General features: G+C 51.3%; 34 protein-coding genes. 5 read left to right on the top strand and 29 right to left on the bottom strand.

The window, feature by feature from the left end; all coding sequences use genetic code 11:
- Positions 1 to 30: 30 nt before the first annotated feature.
- The 5 genes from def to mscL all read left to right on the top strand — a co-directional run bounded on the left by def (position 31) and on the right by mscL (position 4793).
- On the top strand, positions 31 to 540 hold the full coding sequence (def, locus tag ABLV66_RS02250) for a peptide deformylase (protein ID WP_045397945.1): 510 nt from the start codon (positions 31 to 33) through the stop codon (positions 538 to 540).
- Between the two features lie 14 nt (positions 541 to 554).
- On the top strand, positions 555 to 1502 hold the full coding sequence (fmt, locus tag ABLV66_RS02245) for a methionyl-tRNA formyltransferase (protein WP_047057387.1): 948 nt from the start codon (positions 555 to 557) through the stop codon (positions 1500 to 1502).
- 52 nt (positions 1503 to 1554) lie between these two features.
- Positions 1555 to 2850 carry a 16S rRNA (cytosine(967)-C(5))-methyltransferase RsmB gene (rsmB, locus tag ABLV66_RS02240; protein WP_348876544.1) on the top strand — a complete coding sequence of 432 codons (1296 nt, stop codon included), beginning with the start codon at positions 1555 to 1557 and terminating at the stop codon, positions 2848 to 2850.
- 13 nt (positions 2851 to 2863) lie between these two features.
- On the top strand, positions 2864 to 4240 hold the full coding sequence (trkA, locus tag ABLV66_RS02235; RefSeq protein WP_015369435.1) for a Trk system potassium transporter TrkA: 1377 nt from the start codon (positions 2864 to 2866) through the stop codon (positions 4238 to 4240).
- Positions 4241 to 4382: 142 nt separating this feature from the next.
- Complete coding sequence (gene mscL, locus ABLV66_RS02230; protein WP_015369434.1) at positions 4383 to 4793, top strand: large-conductance mechanosensitive channel protein MscL; 411 nt, start codon at positions 4383 to 4385, stop codon at positions 4791 to 4793.
- Here the strand turns inward: mscL and ABLV66_RS02225 are convergent, their stop codons facing one another.
- The 29 genes from ABLV66_RS02225 to rplD all read right to left on the bottom strand — a co-directional run bounded on the left by ABLV66_RS02225 (position 4794) and on the right by rplD (position 18641).
- The gene (locus tag ABLV66_RS02225; protein ID WP_045397936.1) at positions 4794 to 5009 is read right to left on the bottom strand and encodes an alternative ribosome-rescue factor A; all 216 of its coding nucleotides are present in this window, start codon (positions 5007 to 5009) and stop codon (positions 4794 to 4796) included.
- A gap of 57 nt (positions 5010 to 5066) precedes the next feature.
- The gene (zntR, locus tag ABLV66_RS02220) at positions 5067 to 5492 is read right to left on the bottom strand and encodes a Zn(2+)-responsive transcriptional regulator (RefSeq protein WP_015369432.1); all 426 of its coding nucleotides are present in this window, start codon (positions 5490 to 5492) and stop codon (positions 5067 to 5069) included.
- Between the two features lie 2 nt (positions 5493 to 5494).
- Positions 5495 to 5863 (bottom strand): DnaJ family domain-containing protein, encoded by a 369-nt coding sequence (locus tag ABLV66_RS02215; RefSeq protein WP_047078581.1) that lies wholly within the window; start codon positions 5861 to 5863, stop codon positions 5495 to 5497.
- A 108-nt stretch (positions 5864 to 5971) separates the two neighbouring features.
- Positions 5972 to 6358, bottom strand: coding sequence for a 50S ribosomal protein L17 (rplQ, locus tag ABLV66_RS02210; RefSeq protein WP_004868344.1), 387 nt, complete (start codon positions 6356 to 6358; stop codon positions 5972 to 5974).
- A 40-nt stretch (positions 6359 to 6398) separates the two neighbouring features.
- Positions 6399 to 7388, bottom strand: coding sequence for a DNA-directed RNA polymerase subunit alpha (locus tag ABLV66_RS02205; protein ID WP_002438685.1), 990 nt, complete (start codon positions 7386 to 7388; stop codon positions 6399 to 6401).
- A gap of 25 nt (positions 7389 to 7413) precedes the next feature.
- The gene (gene rpsD, locus ABLV66_RS02200) at positions 7414 to 8034 is read right to left on the bottom strand and encodes a 30S ribosomal protein S4 (RefSeq protein ID WP_002919224.1); all 621 of its coding nucleotides are present in this window, start codon (positions 8032 to 8034) and stop codon (positions 7414 to 7416) included.
- Between the two features lie 32 nt (positions 8035 to 8066).
- The gene (gene rpsK, locus ABLV66_RS02195) at positions 8067 to 8456 is read right to left on the bottom strand and encodes a 30S ribosomal protein S11 (protein ID WP_004388621.1); all 390 of its coding nucleotides are present in this window, start codon (positions 8454 to 8456) and stop codon (positions 8067 to 8069) included.
- A gap of 16 nt (positions 8457 to 8472) precedes the next feature.
- On the bottom strand, positions 8473 to 8829 hold the full coding sequence (gene rpsM, locus ABLV66_RS02190) for a 30S ribosomal protein S13 (protein ID WP_015369429.1): 357 nt from the start codon (positions 8827 to 8829) through the stop codon (positions 8473 to 8475).
- A gap of 146 nt (positions 8830 to 8975) precedes the next feature.
- Positions 8976 to 9092: a 50S ribosomal protein L36 gene (gene rpmJ / locus ABLV66_RS02185; RefSeq protein ID WP_000868187.1), complete on the bottom strand. Its 117-nt coding sequence runs from the start codon at positions 9090 to 9092 to the stop codon at positions 8976 to 8978.
- Between the two features lie 31 nt (positions 9093 to 9123).
- A complete protein-coding gene (gene secY, locus ABLV66_RS02180) occupies positions 9124 to 10455 on the bottom strand; it encodes a preprotein translocase subunit SecY (RefSeq protein WP_015703640.1) in 1332 nt (443 codons plus the stop codon).
- A gap of 7 nt (positions 10456 to 10462) precedes the next feature.
- Positions 10463 to 10897: a 50S ribosomal protein L15 gene (rplO, locus tag ABLV66_RS02175; protein ID WP_015369426.1), complete on the bottom strand. Its 435-nt coding sequence runs from the start codon at positions 10895 to 10897 to the stop codon at positions 10463 to 10465.
- A 3-nt stretch (positions 10898 to 10900) separates the two neighbouring features.
- Positions 10901 to 11080 carry a 50S ribosomal protein L30 gene (gene rpmD / locus ABLV66_RS02170; RefSeq protein ID WP_001140434.1) on the bottom strand — a complete coding sequence of 60 codons (180 nt, stop codon included), beginning with the start codon at positions 11078 to 11080 and terminating at the stop codon, positions 10901 to 10903.
- Between the two features lie 3 nt (positions 11081 to 11083).
- On the bottom strand, positions 11084 to 11587 hold the full coding sequence (gene rpsE, locus ABLV66_RS02165; protein WP_015703641.1) for a 30S ribosomal protein S5: 504 nt from the start codon (positions 11585 to 11587) through the stop codon (positions 11084 to 11086).
- Between the two features lie 14 nt (positions 11588 to 11601).
- Positions 11602 to 11955, bottom strand: coding sequence for a 50S ribosomal protein L18 (gene rplR / locus ABLV66_RS02160; RefSeq protein WP_006817270.1), 354 nt, complete (start codon positions 11953 to 11955; stop codon positions 11602 to 11604).
- A 9-nt stretch (positions 11956 to 11964) separates the two neighbouring features.
- Positions 11965 to 12498 (bottom strand): 50S ribosomal protein L6, encoded by a 534-nt coding sequence (rplF, locus tag ABLV66_RS02155; protein WP_008807049.1) that lies wholly within the window; start codon positions 12496 to 12498, stop codon positions 11965 to 11967.
- A 12-nt stretch (positions 12499 to 12510) separates the two neighbouring features.
- On the bottom strand, positions 12511 to 12903 hold the full coding sequence (rpsH, locus tag ABLV66_RS02150) for a 30S ribosomal protein S8 (protein ID WP_008807048.1): 393 nt from the start codon (positions 12901 to 12903) through the stop codon (positions 12511 to 12513).
- A gap of 33 nt (positions 12904 to 12936) precedes the next feature.
- Positions 12937 to 13242 (bottom strand): 30S ribosomal protein S14, encoded by a 306-nt coding sequence (gene rpsN, locus ABLV66_RS02145; RefSeq protein WP_002919667.1) that lies wholly within the window; start codon positions 13240 to 13242, stop codon positions 12937 to 12939.
- 14 nt (positions 13243 to 13256) lie between these two features.
- A complete protein-coding gene (rplE, locus tag ABLV66_RS02140) occupies positions 13257 to 13796 on the bottom strand; it encodes a 50S ribosomal protein L5 (RefSeq protein WP_003031123.1) in 540 nt (179 codons plus the stop codon).
- A gap of 14 nt (positions 13797 to 13810) precedes the next feature.
- Positions 13811 to 14125: a 50S ribosomal protein L24 gene (rplX, locus tag ABLV66_RS02135; RefSeq protein WP_015369424.1), complete on the bottom strand. Its 315-nt coding sequence runs from the start codon at positions 14123 to 14125 to the stop codon at positions 13811 to 13813.
- Positions 14126 to 14135: 10 nt separating this feature from the next.
- Positions 14136 to 14507 (bottom strand): 50S ribosomal protein L14, encoded by a 372-nt coding sequence (rplN, locus tag ABLV66_RS02130; RefSeq protein WP_000613954.1) that lies wholly within the window; start codon positions 14505 to 14507, stop codon positions 14136 to 14138.
- Between the two features lie 164 nt (positions 14508 to 14671).
- The gene (rpsQ, locus tag ABLV66_RS02125) at positions 14672 to 14926 is read right to left on the bottom strand and encodes a 30S ribosomal protein S17 (protein WP_002438707.1); all 255 of its coding nucleotides are present in this window, start codon (positions 14924 to 14926) and stop codon (positions 14672 to 14674) included.
- On the bottom strand, positions 14926 to 15117 hold the full coding sequence (gene rpmC, locus ABLV66_RS02120) for a 50S ribosomal protein L29 (RefSeq protein WP_002919754.1): 192 nt from the start codon (positions 15115 to 15117) through the stop codon (positions 14926 to 14928). Before rpmC ends, rpsQ begins: the two co-directional genes overlap by 1 nt.
- Positions 15117 to 15527, bottom strand: a complete 411-nt coding sequence (rplP, locus tag ABLV66_RS02115) for a 50S ribosomal protein L16 (protein ID WP_002919759.1) — start codon at positions 15525 to 15527, stop codon at positions 15117 to 15119. The genes rpmC and rplP overlap by 1 nt, the downstream gene beginning before the upstream one ends.
- 12 nt (positions 15528 to 15539) lie before the next feature.
- Positions 15540 to 16238 carry a 30S ribosomal protein S3 gene (rpsC, locus tag ABLV66_RS02110; RefSeq protein WP_002919766.1) on the bottom strand — a complete coding sequence of 233 codons (699 nt, stop codon included), beginning with the start codon at positions 16236 to 16238 and terminating at the stop codon, positions 15540 to 15542.
- A gap of 17 nt (positions 16239 to 16255) precedes the next feature.
- Positions 16256 to 16588 carry a 50S ribosomal protein L22 gene (gene rplV / locus ABLV66_RS02105; protein ID WP_002919773.1) on the bottom strand — a complete coding sequence of 111 codons (333 nt, stop codon included), beginning with the start codon at positions 16586 to 16588 and terminating at the stop codon, positions 16256 to 16258.
- Between the two features lie 14 nt (positions 16589 to 16602).
- The gene (rpsS, locus tag ABLV66_RS02100) at positions 16603 to 16881 is read right to left on the bottom strand and encodes a 30S ribosomal protein S19 (RefSeq protein ID WP_001138115.1); all 279 of its coding nucleotides are present in this window, start codon (positions 16879 to 16881) and stop codon (positions 16603 to 16605) included.
- A 16-nt stretch (positions 16882 to 16897) separates the two neighbouring features.
- On the bottom strand, positions 16898 to 17719 hold the full coding sequence (gene rplB, locus ABLV66_RS02095) for a 50S ribosomal protein L2 (RefSeq protein ID WP_015369423.1): 822 nt from the start codon (positions 17717 to 17719) through the stop codon (positions 16898 to 16900).
- 17 nt (positions 17720 to 17736) lie between these two features.
- Complete coding sequence (gene rplW / locus ABLV66_RS02090; protein ID WP_000617546.1) at positions 17737 to 18039, bottom strand: 50S ribosomal protein L23; 303 nt, start codon at positions 18037 to 18039, stop codon at positions 17737 to 17739.
- The gene (gene rplD, locus ABLV66_RS02085; protein WP_000424395.1) at positions 18036 to 18641 is read right to left on the bottom strand and encodes a 50S ribosomal protein L4; all 606 of its coding nucleotides are present in this window, start codon (positions 18639 to 18641) and stop codon (positions 18036 to 18038) included. Before rplD ends, rplW begins: the two co-directional genes overlap by 4 nt.
- Positions 18642 to 18649: the final 8 nt, after the last annotated feature.

Genomic DNA, 18649 nt, shown 5'->3' with positions numbered 1-18649 from the left:
ATCAACTACTGAATACGACTCTGGATCTTTATGGCAGTTTTGCAAGTGTTACATATTCCGGACGAGCGCCTTCGCAAAGTCGCCGAGCCGGTCAAAGAAGTGAATGCAGAAATTCAGCGTATCGTCGATGATATGTTCGACACGATGTACGCTGAAGAAGGTATTGGTCTGGCCGCCACGCAGGTGGATATCCATCAGCGTATTATCGTTATTGATGTCTCGGAAAACCGTGAAGAGCGCCTGGTGCTCATCAACCCAGAGCTACTCGAAAAGGACGGCGAAACCGGCATTGAAGAAGGTTGCCTGTCGATTCCGGAACAACGTGCGCTGGTTCCACGTGCCGAAACCGTAAAAATCCGCGCGTTGGACCGTGAAGGCAACGCTTTCGAGCTGGAAGCTGATGGCTTGTTGGCTATCTGTATCCAGCATGAAATGGATCACCTGGTCGGTAAGCTGTTCATTGACTATCTGTCGCCGCTCAAACAGCAGCGCATTCGCCAGAAAGTTGAGAAACTGGATCGTTTACGCGCCCGTGCCTGATAACAAGGATTAACGTGTCACAAACACTACGTATCATTTTCGCCGGAACCCCCGACTTTGCAGCGCGTCACCTTGACGCGCTGTTGTCGTCTGAACATCAGGTGGTTGGCGTATTTACTCAGCCCGACCGCCCTGCTGGTCGCGGCAAAAAATTGATGCCGAGCCCGGTAAAAGTGCTGGCTGAAGCCAACAATCTACCGGTCTTCCAGCCATCCTCCCTACGTCCGCAGGAAAATCAGCAACTGGTTGCCGATCTTAACGCCGATGTTATGGTCGTCGTGGCTTATGGACTGATTCTGCCGAAAGCGGTTCTTGAAATGCCGCGTTTGGGCTGCATTAACGTTCACGGCTCCCTGCTTCCTCGCTGGCGCGGCGCAGCGCCGATTCAGCGTTCGCTATGGGCTGGCGATGCCGAAACCGGTGTCACCATCATGCAGATGGACGTCGGTCTTGATACCGGCGACATGCTGTATAAGCTCTCCTGCCCGATTACCGCGGAAGATACCAGCGGTAGCCTGTACGATAAGCTGGCCGACCTTGGCCCAGAGGGTCTACTGGCGACCTTAGCGCAGCTGGCCGATGGTAGCGCAGAGCCTGAAGTTCAGGACGAATCGCTAGTCAGTTACGCCGAGAAGCTGAGTAAGGAAGAGGCCCGTATTGATTGGTCGCTTTCCGCAGAACAGCTCGAACGCTGTATCCGCGCATTTAATCCCTGGCCAATGAGCTGGCTGGAAATCGATGAGCAACCGGTGAAGGTGTGGCATGCATCCGTTATTGCAGAATCCGCCAACGCAGAGCCAGGCACTATCGTTGCAGCAACCAAGCAAGGGATCCAGGTTGCCACCGGCAACGGTATTCTGAATCTGGAATCACTGCAGCCGGCAGGGAAAAAAGCGATGAGTGCCCAGGATTTACTGAACTCTCGCCGGGAATGGTTTATCCCCGGAAACCGCCTTGCCTGACGCACTTCTCTTCTAAAGCCCGGGTTCGCCGGGCATTTTTATTTTTGCGCTTATGAAAAAGAATAGTAATTTACGCAGCCTGGCAGCCCAGGCTATTGAGCAGGTCGTAGAGAAAGGCCAGTCTTTAAGCAATGTTCTGCCGCCGCTTCAGCAAAAAGTGAGTGAAAAAGACAAAGCGCTGCTGCAGGAGCTGTGCTTCGGCGTCTTGCGTACCTTAAGCCAACTCGAGTGGCTGATTGGTAAACTAATGGCGCGTCCGATGACCGGCAAACAGCGTACCGTACATTTCCTGATCATGGTCGGCCTGTATCAGCTACTTTATACGCGAATTCCCCCGCACGCCGCGCTGGCGGAAACGGTGGAAGGCGCGGTGGCAATTAAGCGTCCGCAGCTTAAAGGGCTTATCAATGGCGTATTACGCCAGTTTCAGCGCCAGCAGGAAGAGCTGCTGGCAGAATTCGCCCAGCATGAGAACCGTTATCTCCATCCTAAATGGCTGCTTAAACGTCTGCAGCAGGCCTGGCCGGAACAATGGCAGGATATTGTGTCAGCTAATAATTTACGCCCGCCAATGTGGCTGCGTGTGAATCGCAGTCATCATACGCGAGATGAATGGCTCTCTCTGCTGGAAGACGCGGGTTTACAGGGTTTCGCTCACCCGGACTATCCGGATGCCGTCCGTCTTGCCTCCCCGGCCCCGGTCCATGCGTTACCGGGATTTGAAGAAGGCTGGGTCACCGTTCAGGACGCCTCAGCTCAGGGCTGCATGCGCTACTTGCAACCGGAAAACGGCGAGCGCATTCTCGATCTCTGTGCGGCGCCGGGCGGCAAAACGACGCATATTCTGGAAGTCGCGCCGCAGGCAAATCTAATGGCGGTCGACATCGACCAGCAGCGTCTGTCTCATGTCTATGACAACCTGAAACGTCTGGGTATGAAAGCGGAAGTGAAACAGGGCGATGGCCGCTATCCTGAACAGTGGTGCGGCGATGAGCAGTTCGACCGTATTTTGCTTGATGCGCCATGTTCGGCCACCGGCGTTATCCGTCGCCATCCGGATATTAAATGGCTGCGCCGGGATCGCGATATCGCCGAGCTGGCGCAATTACAGGCAGAAATTCTCGATGCCACCTGGGCTCATCTGAAACCGGGCGGTACGCTGGTCTATGCGACATGCTCTATTTTGCCGGAAGAGAATAGCCAACAGATCGCCGCCTTCCTGGCCCGTACCAGTGATGCCGAACTCCATGAGACAGGGACGCCGGAAAACCCGGGTCAGCAAAATCTGCCAGGGGCGGAAGAAGGCGATGGCTTCTTTTACGCTAAGCTAATCAAAAAGCGGAATTAATGGGTCACTGCTGATGAAGATTATTATTCTTGGCGCCGGACAGGTAGGCGGCACGCTGGCGGAAAATCTCGTCGGCGAAAACAACGATATTACCCTGGTCGATACCAATGGCGACCGTTTGCGCGGTCTGCAGGATAAGTTCGATCTCCGCGTCGTTCAGGGCCACGGTTCTCATCCGCGCGTGCTGCGTGAAGCTGGCGCCGATGATGCCGATATGCTGGTCGCCGTGACCAGCTCAGATGAGACCAACATGGTGGCCTGTCAGGTCGCCTATTCGCTGTTTAATACGCCGAATCGTATCGCCCGAATTCGTTCACCGGATTACGTTCGCGATGCCGATAAACTTTTTCATTCAGAAGCGGTACCAATTGACCATCTGATTGCTCCGGAGCAATTAGTCATCGATAACATCTACCGTCTGATTGAATATCCGGGCGCGCTTCAGGTAGTGAACTTCGCTGAAGGGAAAGTGAGCCTGGCCGTTGTGAAGGCTTATTACGGTGGACCACTGGTCGGTAATGCACTATCAACGATGCGTGAACATATGCCGCACATCGACACGCGCGTTGCGGCAATTTTCCGCCACGACCGACCAATTCGCCCACAGGGATCAACCATCGTTGAAGCTGGCGACGAAGTCTTCTTTATCGCCGCATCGCAACATATTCGCGCAGTAATGAGCGAACTCCAACGTCTGGAGAAACCCTACAAGCGCATTATGCTGGTCGGCGGCGGCAACATCGGCGCGGGTCTCGCGCACCGCCTGGAGAAAGACTACAGCGTGAAGTTGATCGAGCGCGATCAACAGCGTGCCGCTGAGCTTGCCGAAAAGCTGCAGAATACGATCGTCTTTTATGGCGATGCGTCGGATCAAGAGTTACTGGCGGAAGAGCATATCGATCAAGTCGATCTCTTTATTGCCGTCACCAATGATGACGAAGCCAATATCATGTCGGCAATGCTGGCCAAGCGGATGGGCGCGAAGAAGGTCATGGTGCTGATCCAGCGTCGCGCTTATGTCGATCTGGTTCAGGGAAGCGTGATTGATATTGCTATATCGCCGCAGCAAGCCACTATTTCTGCACTGCTGAGCCACGTACGTAAAGCTGATATTGTCGGTGTTTCGTCGCTACGCCGCGGCGTTGCCGAAGCGATTGAGGCCGTCGCGCATGGCGATGAAAGCACCTCTCGGGTAGTTGGCCGTTCAATTGATGAAATTAAACTGCCGCCGGGAACGATTATTGGCGCGGTAGTGCGCGGTAATGACGTAATGATCGCCAATAATAATTTACGTATTGAGCAAGGCGACCACGTAATTATGTTCCTGACCGACAAGAAATTTATCTCCGACGTTGAGAGACTATTCCAGCCGAGCCCGTTCTTCCTGTAATTACAATGGGCGTCGCTCAGACGCCTTTTTATTATCCCTTATTTATCAATGGATAATATTTTCCGGCAATTATTCAACAGCAATGGAAAATGGAAATACATTTGATAAACTTATCAATGTCAGCTGGCTCAAGGAGAGTAAAATGGGTATGTTAAAAGAATTCCGCGAATTCGCAATGCGCGGGAATGTTGTCGATTTGGCAGTGGGTGTCATCATTGGTGCAGCATTCGGTAAAATTGTATCGTCTTTAGTGGCCGATATTATTATGCCTCCACTGGGTTTGCTTATTGGCGGGATCGACTTTAAACAGTTCGCCGTTACGCTACGCGATGCGCAGGGAGATGTCCCAGCCGTTGTCATGCATTATGGCGTGTTTATTCAGAACGTTTTCGATTTCATCATCGTCGCCTTCGCGATTTTCATGGCGATCAAACTGATGAATAAACTGAACCGTAAGAAAGAAGAAGCGCCTGCCGCTCCGGCGCCGAGCAAAGAAGAAGTTCTTCTGAGTGAAATCCGCGATCTGTTAAAAGAACAAAATAACCGTTCTTAATCAGCACACAGAAAGCAGAAGGCCAGTGGTAAAAAAGCGATTCGCTTGCTTGCCACTGGCCTCCCGGTCATTACGTCCTGCATGTTTTTCTTTACGTTGATAGCTTCCTTTCCCTTTCTTATTTTTCTCAACGCGCTGTCTGAATAATGGGTCATGCAGTAATGCCTCAATCGCATTATCTTTAATTTGCCCTTTGGTATGCTGATAGCGACTCATAGTAACTCCAGTTAATGTATGAATTCGGCGCGAGTGTAGATCCGCGCGCGGAAAAAATCAACGCCCGGCATGGCTACCGCTGGCGCCTTGCTCTAAAGCTTCGAGAATTGAGCAGTAAACGCTACTGTGCGCCGTGCCGCAGCAGGCATCATTCAGCCGCTGTAAAGAACGCCGCATCGTTTCCAGTTCTTTAATACGCGCTTCGACTTCACTTAGCCTGGCCTGGACGATCCCTTTAGACTCCTGGCAAGTATGATGTTCGGGATCGATACGGATCGATAACAGTTCGCGGATCGACTCTAGTGTGAAGCCTAATTGCCGGGCATAACGGATAAAACGCAGTCGCTGCAGATCGTTATCCGAATAGAGGCGAAAACCGCCTTCAGTGCGGATGTCGTGATCCATCATTTGCTGCTTTTCATAATAGCGGATGGTATCCGGGGTGACATCAGCCAGTTTGGCCAGCTCGCCAATACGATACATAGCTACTCCTCGTTCATTTTGTGCCACAGTCTATCGGCATAATCACCGCGTAGAAAATCGGTATTCATCCCTGCCTGACGTAATTTCAGCTCAAACAGAGTCAAGCGACGGTTTAACTCGGCATACCGCGGGTCGTCATGCTCAACGGTCTTGAGTAGGTCGCTCAACGCCATGGCATCTCTACGTAACTCGAGTTCAGGTGGTAAACAGCCGGCATTTTTTAATAAGCGGTAACCGGCGCGTAGTTCCGGCGGCACATGTGAATCATCATCCAGCGCCAGCGGTTCGCCGCTGCCCGTCAGATTATCAAACTCGCCTTTAGATTGTGCGTCGAGGATGTGGCGTTCTGCCCACTGGTCCAGTAACCACATTATACGGCTCCCAGGGATGAACAAAAAGAGTACAGATAGTGTAATGAAGTGGGGTGGCGGTAGATATAAAAAAACCCGCCGGGGCGGGTTTTTTTACGTTACTACAGATTACTCTGCAGCAGCTTCTGCTTTCAGCTCAGCACGATCAACCAGCTCGATGTATGCCATCGGCGCGTTGTCGCCTGCACGGAAGCCACACTTCAGAATGCGAGTATAACCACCGGCGCGGCTCGCGAAACGCGGGCCCAGCTCGTTAAACAGTTTTGCCACGATCTCGTTATCACGAGTGCGGGCGAATGCCAGACGACGATTAGCAACGCTATCAGTCTTGGCAAGAGTAATCAGCGGCTCAACTACGCGACGCAGTTCTTTCGCTTTCGGCAGGGTCGTCTTGATGATCTCATGACGAACCAGCGAACCTGCCATGTTACGGAACATAGCCTGGCGATGGCTGCTGTTGCGGTTCAGTTGACGACCACTCTTACGATGGCGCATGACCTTATCCTTCTCAGTAAAACCTTAACCTGTGATCCGGTTACTCGTCAGCAATGCTTGCCGGCGGCCAGTTTTCCAGGCGCATGCCCAGAGACAGACCACGTGAAGCCAGCACGTCTTTAATCTCGGTAAGAGATTTTTTACCCAGGTTCGGCGTTTTCAGCAACTCAACCTCGGTACGCTGTACCAGATCACCGATATAGTGGATAGCTTCTGCCTTGAGGCAGTTAGCAGAGCGGACAGTCAATTCCAGATCGTCAACAGGGCGCAGCAGGATCGGATCGAACTCTGGTTTCTCTTCTTTCACTTCCGGCTGACGTACATCACGTAAGTCAACGAAAGCTTCCAGTTGTTCAGCCAGAATGGTTGCCGCACGACGAATCGCCTCTTCAGGATCGATTGTGCCGTTGGTTTCCATCTCGATGACCAGCTTGTCCAGGTCGGTACGCTGCTCAACACGCGCGGCTTCAACATTGTAGGCAATACGCTCTACAGGGCTGTAGCAGGCGTCGACCAGCAGACGGCCGATTGGGCGCTCATCTTCTTCCGAATGAATTCGGGCAGAAGCCGGCACATAACCGCGACCGCGCTGAACTTTGATGCGCATGCTAATAGATGCGTTCTCATCGGTCAGGTGGCAGATCACGTGCTGCGGCTTGACGATTTCGACATCACCGTCGTGGGTAATGTCGGCTGCAGTCACAGGGCCAATGCCAGATTTATTCAAAGTAAGGATGACTTCATCTTTACCCTGAACTCTCACCGCCAGCCCTTTCAGGTTGAGCAGGATTTCAAGGATGTCTTCCTGAACGCCTTCTTTGGTGCTGTACTCGTGCAGTACACCATCAATCTCAACCTCGGTCACCGCGCAACCCGGCATCGATGAGAGCAGAATACGGCGCAGTGCGTTACCCAGAGTATGGCCGAAGCCACGCTCTAAAGGCTCAAGGGTCACCTTGGCGTGCGTCGAACTCACTTGCTCGATATCGACCAGGCGCGGTTTTAGAAACTCTGTCACAGAACCCTGCATTGTGTCCTCTCTTTGGTACTAAGCTTTACTTGGAGTAAAGCTCGACGATCAGGTGTTCGTTAATGTCCGCAGACAGATCAGAACGCTCCGGCTGACGCTTGAACGTACCTTCCATCTTGCCAGCATCAACTTCCAGCCAGGTTGGCTTTTCACGCTGCTCAGCCAGCTCCAGAGCGGCTTTCACGCGAGATTGCTTTTTCGCTTTCTCACGGATGCTAACAACGTCATTCGCTTTTACCTGATAAGAAGCGATGTTAACAACACGACCGTTTACCATGATAGCCTTGTGGCTAACCAGCTGGCGTGCTTCAGCACGAGTGGCGCCGAAGCCCATACGGTATACAACGTTGTCCAGACGACCTTCCAGCAGAGCCAACAGGTTTTCACCGGTGTTGCCTTTCAGACGTGCTGCTTCTTTATAGTAGTTACGGAACTGACGCTCCAGCACTCCGTACATACGGCGAACTTTTTGCTTTTCACGCAACTGCACACCATAGTCAGACAGACGCGGCTTACGCGCACCGTGCTGGCCAGGAGCTTGTTCAATTTTACACTTGGTATCGATCGCGCGAACGCCAGACTTAAGGAATAAGTCAGTGCCCTCACGACGGCTCAGCTTGAGCTTAGGACCCAAATATCTTGCCATTTTCTTTCTCCAACAATCCTAGAAACGAGGCGTTATACGCGACGTTTTTTCGGCGGACGACAACCGTTATGAGGGATCGGAGTCACATCAGTAATATTAGTGATGCGGAAACCAGCGGCGTTCAGTGCACGAATAGTAGATTCGCGACCTGGACCCGGACCTTTAACCATAACTTCCAGATTCTTGATGCCGTATTCTTTTACGGCTTCTGCGCAACGCTCTGCTGCAACCTGAGCTGCAAACGGAGTGGATTTGCGAGAACCACGGAAACCGGAACCACCGGCTGTTGCCCAACCCAGCGCGTTACCCTGACGATCAGTGATGGTAACGATGGTGTTGTTAAAAGAAGCATGGATATGAGCCACGCCATCAGAGACTTGTTTTCTTACACGCTTACGTGCACGAACTGGTGCCTTTGCCATTATTCAATCACCCCGATTATTTCTTGATCGGTTTACGCGGACCCTTACGGGTACGTGCGTTGGTCTTAGTACGCTGACCGCGAACCGGAAGACCACGACGATGGCGTAAACCACGGTAGCAACCAAGGTCCATCAGACGCTTGATGCTAAGGGTGATTTCACGGCGCAGATCACCTTCAACGACAAATTTACCTACTGCTTCACGCAGAGAATCAATCTGTTCTTCAGACAGCTCACTGATCTTAACATTTTCAGCGATACCCGTTTCAGCGCAGATGGCTTTAGAGCGGGTCTTGCCGATACCAAAAATTGCGGTTAAAGCAATTACGGTATGTTTCTGATCAGGAATGTTAATGCCTGCTATACGGGCCACTATGCACTCCTACTATTTAATATGTACGTACCATGCTGAAAAGCCCGTTTTCAGGATACTCAAATGGAAACGTACAGACATACAAAAGATTGGCTGGCTAATCTAGCCAGCTCAACCCAACTTTGCAAGAAAAATATGCGAATAAATCAGCCTTGGCGCTGTTTATGCTTTGGCTCGGCACTGCAAATCACACGGATGACACCATCACGCTTAACGATTTTGCAGTTACGGCATAATTTCTTGACGGAAGCACGAACTTTCATTTTTACTCTCCGTAACTTCTCGGGCGACCAGTTAGCGGCCGTAGCCTTTCAGGTTCGCCTTCTTCAATGCAGACTCATACTGACTAGACATCATCAGAGTTTGCACTTGAGCCATAAAGTCCATAATCACGACGACAACAATAAGCAGCGAGGTTCCACCGAAGTAGAACGGCACTTTCATTGCATCACGCATGAACTCCGGGATCAGGCAGATAAAAGTGATATACAACGCACCGACCAGAGTCAGGCGGGTCATTACTTTATCGATATACTTCGCCGTTTGTTCTCCCGGACGAATTCCTGGTACAAATGCACCGGACTTCTTCAGGTTATCTGCTGTTTCACGCGGGTTGAAAACCAACGCCGTGTAGAAGAAACAGAAGAAGATGATTGCAGACGCATAGAGTAACACATAAAGCGGTTGCCCAGGCTGCAAATACAGCGAAATTGTTGTCAGCCAGTTCCAACCAGTACCGCCCCCGAACCATGACGTGATGGTCGCCGGGAACAGAATAATACTGGAAGCGAAGATTGCCGGGATTACCCCCGCCATATTCACTTTCAGCGGTAAATGTGTGCTCTGTGCAGCATAGACACGACGACCCTGTTGACGCTTAGCGTAGTTTACCACAATGCGGCGTTGACCACGTTCAACGAATACAACGAAGAAGGTCACTGCAAATACTAATACTGCAACCAACAGCAACAGGAGGAAGTGCAGGTCGCCTTGACGCGCTTGCTCGATAGTATGGGCGATGGCCGGCGGGAGTCCCGCAACGATCCCGGCGAAGATCAGGATCGAGATACCGTTTCCGATACCGCGTTCGGTGATCTGTTCGCCGAGCCACATCAGGAACATAGTCCCTGTGACCAGACTAACAACAGCGGTGAAATAGAATGCAAAGCCCGGATTAATCACCAGGCCCTGCATACCAGGCATATTCGGCAAACCGGTAGCAATACCGATCGACTGGAATATAGCCAGCACCAGAGTACCGTAGCGGGTGTACTGGCTGATCTTACGACGACCAGACTCCCCTTCTTTCTTCAGTTCTGCCAGCGGTTGATAAACAACGGTCAGCAGCTGGACAATGATCGACGCCGAAATATACGGCATGATCCCCAGAGCAAAGATAGAAGCACGGCTGAGAGCACCACCAGAGAACATGTTAAACATTTCAATGATGGTGCCTCGCTGTTGCTCAAGCAGTTTGGCAAGTACAGTGGCATCAATACCAGGGATCGGAATAAAAGAGCCAATACGGAACACAATCAGCGCACCGATAACAAACAGAAGTCTGCGTTTCAGTTCGCCAATTCCACCTTTGGCACTTTGAAAATCTAATCCCGGTTGTTTAGCCATCTGCTACTTATTCCTCAATTTTACCGCCAGCAGCTTCGATAGCAGCACGAGCGCCTTTAGTCACGCGCAGGCCACGAACAGTTACCGGACGAGTTACCTCACCAGACAGGATCACTTTCGCGAACTCGATCTGGATACCGATAATGTTAGCCGCTTTCAGCGTGTTCAGGTCTACCACATCGCCTTCTACGTGAGCCAGATCAGACAGACGAACTTCTGCGGTGATCATTGCTTTACGAGAAGTGAAGCCGAATTTCGGCAGACGACGGTACAGTGGCATCTGACCACCCTCGAAACCGCGACGTACGCCACCGCCAGAACGAGAGTTCTGACCTTTGTGACCACGACCACCGGTTTTACCGAGGCCAGAACCGATACCACGACCCAGGCGTTTACCCGCCTTTTTGGAGCCTTCGGCCGGAGACAGAGTATTTAAACGCATCTCTTACTCCTCAACTTTAACCATGAAGGAAACCGCGTTGACCATACCACGAACAGCAGGAGTATCCTCGCGCTCTACGGTGTGACCAATACGACGCAGACCCAGGCCAAGCAGCGTTGCCTTGTGTTTCGGCAAACGACCGATTGCACTGCGGGTTTGAGTAATTTTAATAGTCTTTGCCATGGTTTATTTCCCCAGAATTTCTTCAACGGATTTACCACGCTTGGCAGCGACCATATCTGGAGACTTCATATTTTCCAGGCCATCAATAGTTGCACGAACCACGTTGATCGGGTTGGTGGAACCATATGCTTTAGCCAGAACGTTACGAACCCCAGCGACTTCCAGAACGGCGCGCATTGCACCACCGGCGATGATACCGGTACCTTCGGAAGCCGGCTGCATGAATACACGAGAACCCGTGTGAGTACCCTTAACCGGGTGCTGCAGGGTGCCAGTATTCAGCGCGACGTTAATCATATTGCGACGGGCTTTTTCCATCGCTTTCTGGATCGCTGCTGGAACTTCACGCGCTTTACCGTAACCAAAACCTACGCGACCGTTACCGTCACCAACTACAGTCAGAGCTGTGAAGGAGAAAATACGACCACCTTTAACGGTTTTAGATACGCGGTTAACCGCGATCAGCTTTTCCTGCAGTTCGCCAGCTTGTTTTTCGATGTGAGCCATCTTACACCTCTACCTTAGAACTGAAGGCCAGCTTCACGGGCAGCATCTGCCAGTGCCTGGACACGACCATGATATTGGAACCCGGAACGGTCAAAGGAAACATCTTTGATGCCTTTTTCCAGAGCGCGTTCAGCAACAGCTTTACCCACAGCTGCAGCCGCGTCTTTGTTACCGGTGTACTTCAGTTGTTCAGAGATAGCTTTTTCTACAGTAGAAGCAGCTACCAGAACTTCAGAACCATTCGGAGCAATTACCTGTGCGTAAATATGACGCGGGGTACGATGTACCACCAGGCGAGTTGCACCCAGCTCCTGGAGCTTGCGGCGTGCGCGGGTCGCACGACGGATACGAGCAGATTTCTTATCCATAGTGTTACCTTACTTCTTCTTAGCCTCTTTGGTACGCACGACTTCGTCGGCGTAACGAACACCCTTGCCTTTGTAAGGCTCAGGACGACGGTAGGCGCGCAGATCTGCTGCAACCTGGCCGATCACCTGCTTATCAGCGCCTTTCAGCACGATTTCAGTTTGAGTCGGACATTCTGCAGTGATACCGGCCGGCAGCTTATGTTCAACAGGATGAGAGAAACCTAAAGCCAGGTTTACTACATCCCCTTTGACCGCTGCACGATAGCCTACACCAACCAGCTGAAGCTTTTTAGTGAAGCCTTCGGTAACACCGATAACCATTGAGTTCAGCAGGGCACGCGCGGTACCAGCCTGAGCCCATCCGTCTACGTAACCATCACGCGGACCGAAGGTCAGAGCATTATCTGCATGTTTAACTTCAACAGCATCGTTGAGAGTACGAGTCAGCTCGCCATTCTTACCTTTGATCGTAATAACCTGACCGTTGACTTTAACGTCAACGCCGGCAGGAACAACGACCGGTGCTTTAGCAACACGAGACATTTTTTCCTCCGATTAGGCTACGTAGCAGATAATTTCGCCACCAAGACCAGCTTGGCGCGCTGCACGATCAGTCATAACACCTTTAGAGGTAGAAACAACTGCGATACCCAGACCCGCCATAACTTTCGGCAGCTCATCTTTACGTTTGTAGATGCGCAGACCTGGGCGGCTGACACGCTGAATGCTTTCTACAACAGCTTTACCCTGGAAATACTTAAGAGTCAGTTCCAGTTCCGGCTTGATGTCGCCTTCAACTTTAAAATCTTCAATAAAGCCTTCTTCCTTCAGCACGTTGGCAATTGCCACTTTCAGCTTGGAGGAAGGCATGGTGACCGCAGCTTTATTCGCGGCCTGACCGTTACGGATACGGGTCAGCATATCCGCGATCGGATCTTGCATGCTCATCTGTCTTTACTCCCGTGATTCAATTGGTGACAATTACCAGCTAGCCTTTTTCAGACCCGGGATTTCACCGCGCATAGCGGCTTCACGGACCTTGATACGGCTCAACCCGAACTTCCGCAGGAAACCATGCGGACGACCTGTTTGACGGCAGCGATTACGCTGACGAGACGGGCTGGAATCACGCGGCAGAGTCTGCAGCTTGAGAACAGCGTTCCAACGATCTTCGTCGGTTGCGTTCACATCAGAGATGATAGCTTTCAGTTCAGCGCGTTTAGCGAAGAATTTATCAGCTAAAGCCACGCGCTTTACTTCGCGTGCTTTCATTGATTGCTTAGCCATTAAGTAACCCTACCTTACTTGCGGAACGGGAAGTCAAAGGCAGCCAGCAGAGCGCGGCCTTCTTCATCAGATTTCGCAGTAGTGGTAATGGTAATATCCAAACCACGAACGCGGTCGACTTTATCGTAGTCGATTTCTGGGAAGATGATCTGCTCACGGACACCCATGCTGTAGTTACCACGACCGTCGAAAGACTTAGCGGACAAGCCACGGAAGTCACGGATACGCGGTACAGCAATAGTGATCAGGCGCTCAAAGAACTCCCACATGCGCTCGCCGCGCAGAGTTACTTTACAGCCGATCGGATAGCCCTGACGGATTTTGAAGCCTGCAACTGATTTGCGTGCTTTGGTGATCAGCGGTTTTTGACCGGAGATTGCTGTCAGGTCAGCTGCTGCATTATCCAGCAGTTTCTTGTCAGCGATCGCTTCACCAACACCCATGTTCAGGGTGATCTTCTCGACCCGAGGGACTTGCATGACAGAATTGTAGTTAAACTCAGTCATGAGTTTAGCGACTACTTCGTCTTTGTAGTAATCATGCAGTTTCGCCATCGTACTACTCCAAATTACTTGATAGTTTCGCTATTAGATTTGAAGAAACGGACTTTTTTGCCGTCTTCGAATCTAAAGCCTACACGGTCAGCCTTGCCGGTTGCCGCGTTGAAGATAGCAAGGTTAGAGACTTGAATAGCTGCTTCTTTCTCTACGATGCCGCCTGGTTGGTTCAGGGCCGGAACCGGCTTCTGATGTTTCTTAACCAGGTTGATACCTTCAACAATGACCTTGCCGGAAGACAGGACATTTTTAACTTTACCGCGTTTACCTTTATCTTTACCGGTTAACACGATAACTTCGTCATCACGACGGATTTTCGCTGCCATGATTCGCTCCTTAGAGTACTTCTGGTGCCAGAGAGATAATTTTCATGAACTTCTCGTTACGAAGTTCACGAGTTACCGGCCCAAAAATACGCGTACCGATAGGTTGCTCGCTGTTATTGTTTAAAATAACGCATGCATTACCATCGAAGCGAATGACAGAACCGTCCGGGCGACGAACACCCTTCTTGGTGCGCACCACTACCGCCTTCAGCACATCACCTTTCTTGACCTTACCACGCGGAATTGCTTCTTTGATGGTGATCTTGATGATGTCGCCTACGCCTGCGTAGCGACGGTGCGAGCCACCCAGAACCTTGATACACATTACGCGACGTGCACCGGAGTTGTCGGCGACGTTCAGCATAGTCTGTTCTTGGATCATTTTAGTGCTCCGCTAATGTCAACTACTACTGGGACCCAAAAGCTGGGTCGTTAAAAAGCCCCATATCGAGGGCGCGGCATTATAACACCGCTTCTGCAATATGGGTAGAAAAAATAAACGGCCCATCGCTGAGCCGTTTATTCGTATTGAGAATGCGTACTCTATTACAGAACCGCTTTCTCTACAACGCGAACCAGCGTCCAGGACTTAGTCTTGGACAGTGGACGGCATTCACGGATTTCAACCTTGTCGCCGATACCACATTCGTTGTTCTCGTCATGTACGTGCAGTTTGGTCGTACGTTTGATGAATTTACCGTAGATCGGGTGTTTCACAAAACGTTCGATAGCAACAACAATGGATTTCTCCATTTTGTCGCTAACTACGCGACCTTGCAGAGTACGGATTTTATCGGTCATTACGCACCCGCCTTCTGAGTCAGTAAAGTCTTAACGCGTGCAACATCACGACGCACTTGCTTCAGCAGATGAGTCTGTTGCAGCTGGCCACTTGCAGCCTGCATACGCAGGTTGAACTGCTCACGCAGCAGGTTCAGCAGCTCAGCGTTCAGCTCTTCAACGCTTTTTTCACGCAGCTCTTTTGCTTTCATTACATCACCGTCTTAGTTACAAAGGTGGTTTTGATCGGCAGTTTCGCTGCTGCCAGGCCGAATGCTTCACGGGCCAGCTCTTCCGGTACGCCGTCCATTTCATAAAGGACTTTACCCGGCTGAATCAAGGCAACCCAGTACTCCACGTTACCTTTACCTTTACCCATACGAACTTCCAGCGGCTTCTCGGTGATCGGTTTGTCCGGGAATACACGGATCCAGATCTTACCTTGACGCTTAACTGCACGGGTCATAGCACGACGTGCTGCTTCGATCTGACGTGCAGTCAGACGACCACGGCCAACAGCTTTCAGACCGAAAGTGCCGAAGCTAACATCCGTACCCTGCGCCAGACCACGGTTGCGGCCTTTGTGCACTTTACGGAATTTTGTACGCTTTGGTTGTAACATCAGCGACGCTCCTTATTTACGGCCTTTACGCTGCTGCTTTTTAGGTTGAGCAGCCGGTTCCGGTTGTTCAACAGCAGCCATACCACCCAGGATCTCACCTTTGAAGATCCATACCTTAACGCCGATTACACCGTAAGTGGTGTGCGCTTCAGAGGTGTTGTAGTCGATGTCAGCACGCAGAGTGTGCAGCGGTACGCGACCTTCACGGTACCATTCGGTACGTGCGATTTCCGCGCCGCCCAGACGGCCGCTAACTTCAACTTTGATACCTTTAGCGCCCAGACGCATTGCGTTCTGTACAGCACGCTTCATAGCACGACGGAACATAACGCGACGTTCCAGCTGAGAAGTGATGCTGTCAGCAACCAATTTAGCGTCCAGTTCAGGCTTACGAACTTCGGCAATATTGATCTGTGCAGGAACGCCAGCGATATCCGCTACGACCTTGCGCAGTTTTTCTACGTCTTCGCCTTTCTTACCGATAACGATACCCGGGCGAGCAGTGTGAATGGTCACACGGATGCTCTTAGCCGGACGCTCGATAACGATGCGAGATACAGACGCTTTAGCCAGCTCTTTAGTTAAGAACTGACGTACTTTAAAATCGCTGTCCAGGTTGTCAGCGAATTCTTTGGTGTTCGCGAACCAGGTAGAGTTCCATGGTTTGACAATACCCAGGCGAATACCATTAGGATGTACTTTCTGACCCATTGCTAGTCTCCAGAGTCTCAGCGATCGGACACAACCACAGTGATGTGGCTGGTGCGCTTCAGGATGCGATCTGCACGACCTTTAGCACGCGGCATAATGCGCTTCATGCTCGGGCCTTCGTCTACGAAAATTTTCGCAACTTTCAGATCATCAATGTCAGCGCCATCGTTGTGTTCAGCGTTAGCAATGGCAGATTCCAGTACCTTCTTGACCAGTACAGCAGCTTTTTTGTTGGTGTAGGTCAGAATATCCAGGGCCTGCGACACTTTCTTACCGCGAATCAGGTCAGCTACAAGGCGAACCTTCTGAGCAGAAGAACGAGCATGGCGATGTTGAGCTAAAGTTTCCATCTCTTCCTCCTACCTTATTTCTTCTTCGCTTTTTTATCAGCAGCGTGGCCGCGATAAGTACGAGTCGGTGCGAATTCACCCAGTTTGTGACCAACCATTTCGTCGGAAACAAAGACTGGAACGTGCTGACGACCATTATGGACAGCGATGGTCAAACCGATCATGTTAGGAAAGATCGTTGAACGACGGGACCAAGTGCGCAGGGGCTTCTTGTCTCCGCTTTCCACCGCTTTCTCTACCTTCTTCAGCAAGTGCAGGTCAATAAAAGGACCTTTCTTGAGAGAACGTGGCATGGCTTATCCTCTAAAATTATTTGCTACGGCGACGTACGATGAATTTATCAGTACGCTTGTTGCTGCGGGTCTTCTTACCTTTGGTCTGCAGGCCCCACGGGGATACCGGGTGCTTACCAAAGTTACGACCTTCACCACCACCATGTGGGTGATCGACTGGGTTCATCGCAGTACCGCGAACGGTAGGACGAACACCACGCCAGCGTGCAGCACCTGCTTTACCCAGAACGCGCAGCATATGCTCAGCATTGCCAACTTCGCCCAGAGTAGCGCGGCAGTCTGCTTCGACTTTACGCATTTCACCAGAACGCAGACGCAGGGTGACATAAGCACCGTCACGAGCAACGATCTGAACGTAAGTACCAGCGGAACGAGCCAGCTGACCGCCTTTACCTGGTTTCATTTCTACGTTATGAACGGTAGAACCAACCGGGATATTGCGCATCGGCAGGGTGTTGCCTGCTTTGATTGCAGCATCAACGCCAGACTGAATCTGGTCGCCAGCTTTCAGGCCTTTCGGGGCCAGAATGTAACGGCGCTCACCGTCTTTGTACAGAACCAGCGCGATGTTCGCGGAACGGTTCGGATCGTACTCAAGACGTTCAACAACTGCCGGGATACCATCTTTGTTGCGTTTGAAGTCAACAATACGGTAAGCCTGCTTGTGACCACCACCGATATGACGAGTGGTGATACGGCCATTGTTGTTACGACCGCCGGATTTGCTGTTTTTTTCAACCAGCGGAGCAAAAGGTTTGCCCTTGTGCAACTCTGGGTTGACCACTTTAACAACGTGGCGACGACCCGGAGATGTCGGTTTACATTTAACAACTGCCATTGTATTACTCCTCCGACTTACTCAGCGCCGCCGACGAAGTCCAGATTCTGGCCTTCCTTCAGGGTGACGTAAGCTTTTTTCCAGTCGCTACGACGACCGATACGCTGTCCGTGACGTTTAACTTTCCCTTTAACTACCAGGGTGTTAACGACTTCGACTTCGACTTCAAACAGTTTCTGCACAGCAGCTTTGATTTCTGCTTTGGTCGCGTCTTTAGCAACTTTGAGAACGATGGTGTTGGTTTTTTCCATCGCAGTAGACGCTTTTTCAGAAACGTGCGGTGCGCGCAGCACCTTCAGCAGACGTTCTTCACGAATCATGCCAGCATCTCCTCAACTTGCTTAACAGCATCAGCAGTCATTACGACTTTGTCGAAGGCGATCAGGCTAACCGGGTCGATACCAGTCGCATCGCGTACGTCAACCTTGTGCAGGTTACGTGCGGCCAGGAACAGGTTCTCGTCCAGCTCACCGGTGATGATCAGCACATCTTCCAGAGCCATGTCTTTCAGTTTCTGAGCCAGCAGCTTAGTTTTAGGCGCTTCTACAGAGAACTTCTCGACAACGATCAGACGATCCTGACGTACCAGTTCGGACAGAATGCTTTTCAGCGCGCCGCGGTACATCTTCTTGTTAACTTTTTGACTGTGGTCCTGCGGACGAGCAGCGAAGGTTACGCCACCGGAACGCCAGATCGGGCTCTTGATAGAACCTGAACGCGCACGGCCGGTACCTTTCTGGCGCCATGGCTTTTTGCCTGAACCAGTTACTTCAGCACGAGTCTTCTGAGCACGAGTACCCTGACGCGCACCAGCTGCATAAGCAACAACAACCTGGTGAACCAGCGCTTCGTTGAAATCACGACCGAAGGTAGTTTCGGAAACAGTCAGCGCGCTCTGCGCGTCTTTCAATACTAATTCCATTGCTATCC

Source organism: Klebsiella sp. CN_Kp073, from assembly GCF_040065495.2.
GTDB lineage: Bacteria > Pseudomonadota > Gammaproteobacteria > Enterobacterales > Enterobacteriaceae > Klebsiella > Klebsiella aerogenes.
This window is presented reverse-complemented; position numbering and strand designations above follow the sequence as displayed.

Bases quoted from the DNA above. Each gene is read 5' to 3' on its own strand.
- def (WP_045397945.1), top strand. From the start codon at position 31: ATGGCAGTTTTGCAAGTGTTACATATTCCGGACGAGCGCCTTCGCAAA.
- rsmB (WP_348876544.1), top strand. From the start codon at position 1,555: ATGAAAAAGAATAGTAATTTACGCAGCCTGGCAGCCCAGGCTATTGAG.
- trkA (WP_015369435.1), top strand. From the start codon at position 2,864: ATGAAGATTATTATTCTTGGCGCCGGACAGGTAGGCGGCACGCTGGCG.
- mscL (WP_015369434.1), top strand. From the start codon at position 4,383: ATGGGTATGTTAAAAGAATTCCGCGAATTCGCAATGCGCGGGAATGTT.
- ABLV66_RS02225 (WP_045397936.1), bottom strand. From the start codon at position 5,009: ATGAGTCGCTATCAGCATACCAAAGGGCAAATTAAAGATAATGCGATT.
- zntR (WP_015369432.1), bottom strand. From the start codon at position 5,492: ATGTATCGTATTGGCGAGCTGGCCAAACTGGCTGATGTCACCCCGGAT.
- ABLV66_RS02215 (WP_047078581.1), bottom strand. From the start codon at position 5,863: ATGTGGTTACTGGACCAGTGGGCAGAACGCCACATCCTCGACGCACAA.
- rplQ (WP_004868344.1), bottom strand. From the start codon at position 6,358: ATGCGCCATCGTAAGAGTGGTCGTCAACTGAACCGCAACAGCAGCCAT.
- ABLV66_RS02205 (WP_002438685.1), bottom strand. From the start codon at position 7,388: ATGCAGGGTTCTGTGACAGAGTTTCTAAAACCGCGCCTGGTCGATATC.
- rpsD (WP_002919224.1), bottom strand. From the start codon at position 8,034: ATGGCAAGATATTTGGGTCCTAAGCTCAAGCTGAGCCGTCGTGAGGGC.
- rpsK (WP_004388621.1), bottom strand. From the start codon at position 8,456: ATGGCAAAGGCACCAGTTCGTGCACGTAAGCGTGTAAGAAAACAAGTC.
- rpmJ (WP_000868187.1), bottom strand. From the start codon at position 9,092: ATGAAAGTTCGTGCTTCCGTCAAGAAATTATGCCGTAACTGCAAAATC.
- secY (WP_015703640.1), bottom strand. From the start codon at position 10,455: ATGGCTAAACAACCGGGATTAGATTTTCAAAGTGCCAAAGGTGGAATT.
- rplO (WP_015369426.1), bottom strand. From the start codon at position 10,897: ATGCGTTTAAATACTCTGTCTCCGGCCGAAGGCTCCAAAAAGGCGGGT.
- rpmD (WP_001140434.1), bottom strand. From the start codon at position 11,080: ATGGCAAAGACTATTAAAATTACTCAAACCCGCAGTGCAATCGGTCGT.
- rpsE (WP_015703641.1), bottom strand. From the start codon at position 11,587: ATGGCTCACATCGAAAAACAAGCTGGCGAACTGCAGGAAAAGCTGATC.
- rplR (WP_006817270.1), bottom strand. From the start codon at position 11,955: ATGGATAAGAAATCTGCTCGTATCCGTCGTGCGACCCGCGCACGCCGC.
- rplF (WP_008807049.1), bottom strand. From the start codon at position 12,498: ATGTCTCGTGTTGCTAAAGCACCGGTCGTTGTTCCTGCCGGCGTTGAC.
- rpsH (WP_008807048.1), bottom strand. From the start codon at position 12,903: ATGAGCATGCAAGATCCGATCGCGGATATGCTGACCCGTATCCGTAAC.
- rpsN (WP_002919667.1), bottom strand. From the start codon at position 13,242: ATGGCTAAGCAATCAATGAAAGCACGCGAAGTAAAGCGCGTGGCTTTA.
- rplE (WP_003031123.1), bottom strand. From the start codon at position 13,796: ATGGCGAAACTGCATGATTACTACAAAGACGAAGTAGTCGCTAAACTC.
- rplX (WP_015369424.1), bottom strand. From the start codon at position 14,125: ATGGCAGCGAAAATCCGTCGTGATGACGAAGTTATCGTGTTAACCGGT.
- rplN (WP_000613954.1), bottom strand. From the start codon at position 14,507: ATGATCCAAGAACAGACTATGCTGAACGTCGCCGACAACTCCGGTGCA.
- rpsQ (WP_002438707.1), bottom strand. From the start codon at position 14,926: ATGACCGATAAAATCCGTACTCTGCAAGGTCGCGTAGTTAGCGACAAA.
- rpmC (WP_002919754.1), bottom strand. From the start codon at position 15,117: ATGAAAGCAAAAGAGCTGCGTGAAAAAAGCGTTGAAGAGCTGAACGCT.
- rplP (WP_002919759.1), bottom strand. From the start codon at position 15,527: ATGTTACAACCAAAGCGTACAAAATTCCGTAAAGTGCACAAAGGCCGC.
- rpsC (WP_002919766.1), bottom strand. From the start codon at position 16,238: ATGGGTCAGAAAGTACATCCTAATGGTATTCGCCTGGGTATTGTCAAA.
- rplV (WP_002919773.1), bottom strand. From the start codon at position 16,588: ATGGAAACTTTAGCTCAACATCGCCATGCTCGTTCTTCTGCTCAGAAG.
- rpsS (WP_001138115.1), bottom strand. From the start codon at position 16,881: ATGCCACGTTCTCTCAAGAAAGGTCCTTTTATTGACCTGCACTTGCTG.
- rplB (WP_015369423.1), bottom strand. From the start codon at position 17,719: ATGGCAGTTGTTAAATGTAAACCGACATCTCCGGGTCGTCGCCACGTT.
- rplW (WP_000617546.1), bottom strand. From the start codon at position 18,039: ATGATTCGTGAAGAACGTCTGCTGAAGGTGCTGCGCGCACCGCACGTT.
- rplD (WP_000424395.1), bottom strand. From the start codon at position 18,641: ATGGAATTAGTATTGAAAGACGCGCAGAGCGCGCTGACTGTTTCCGAA.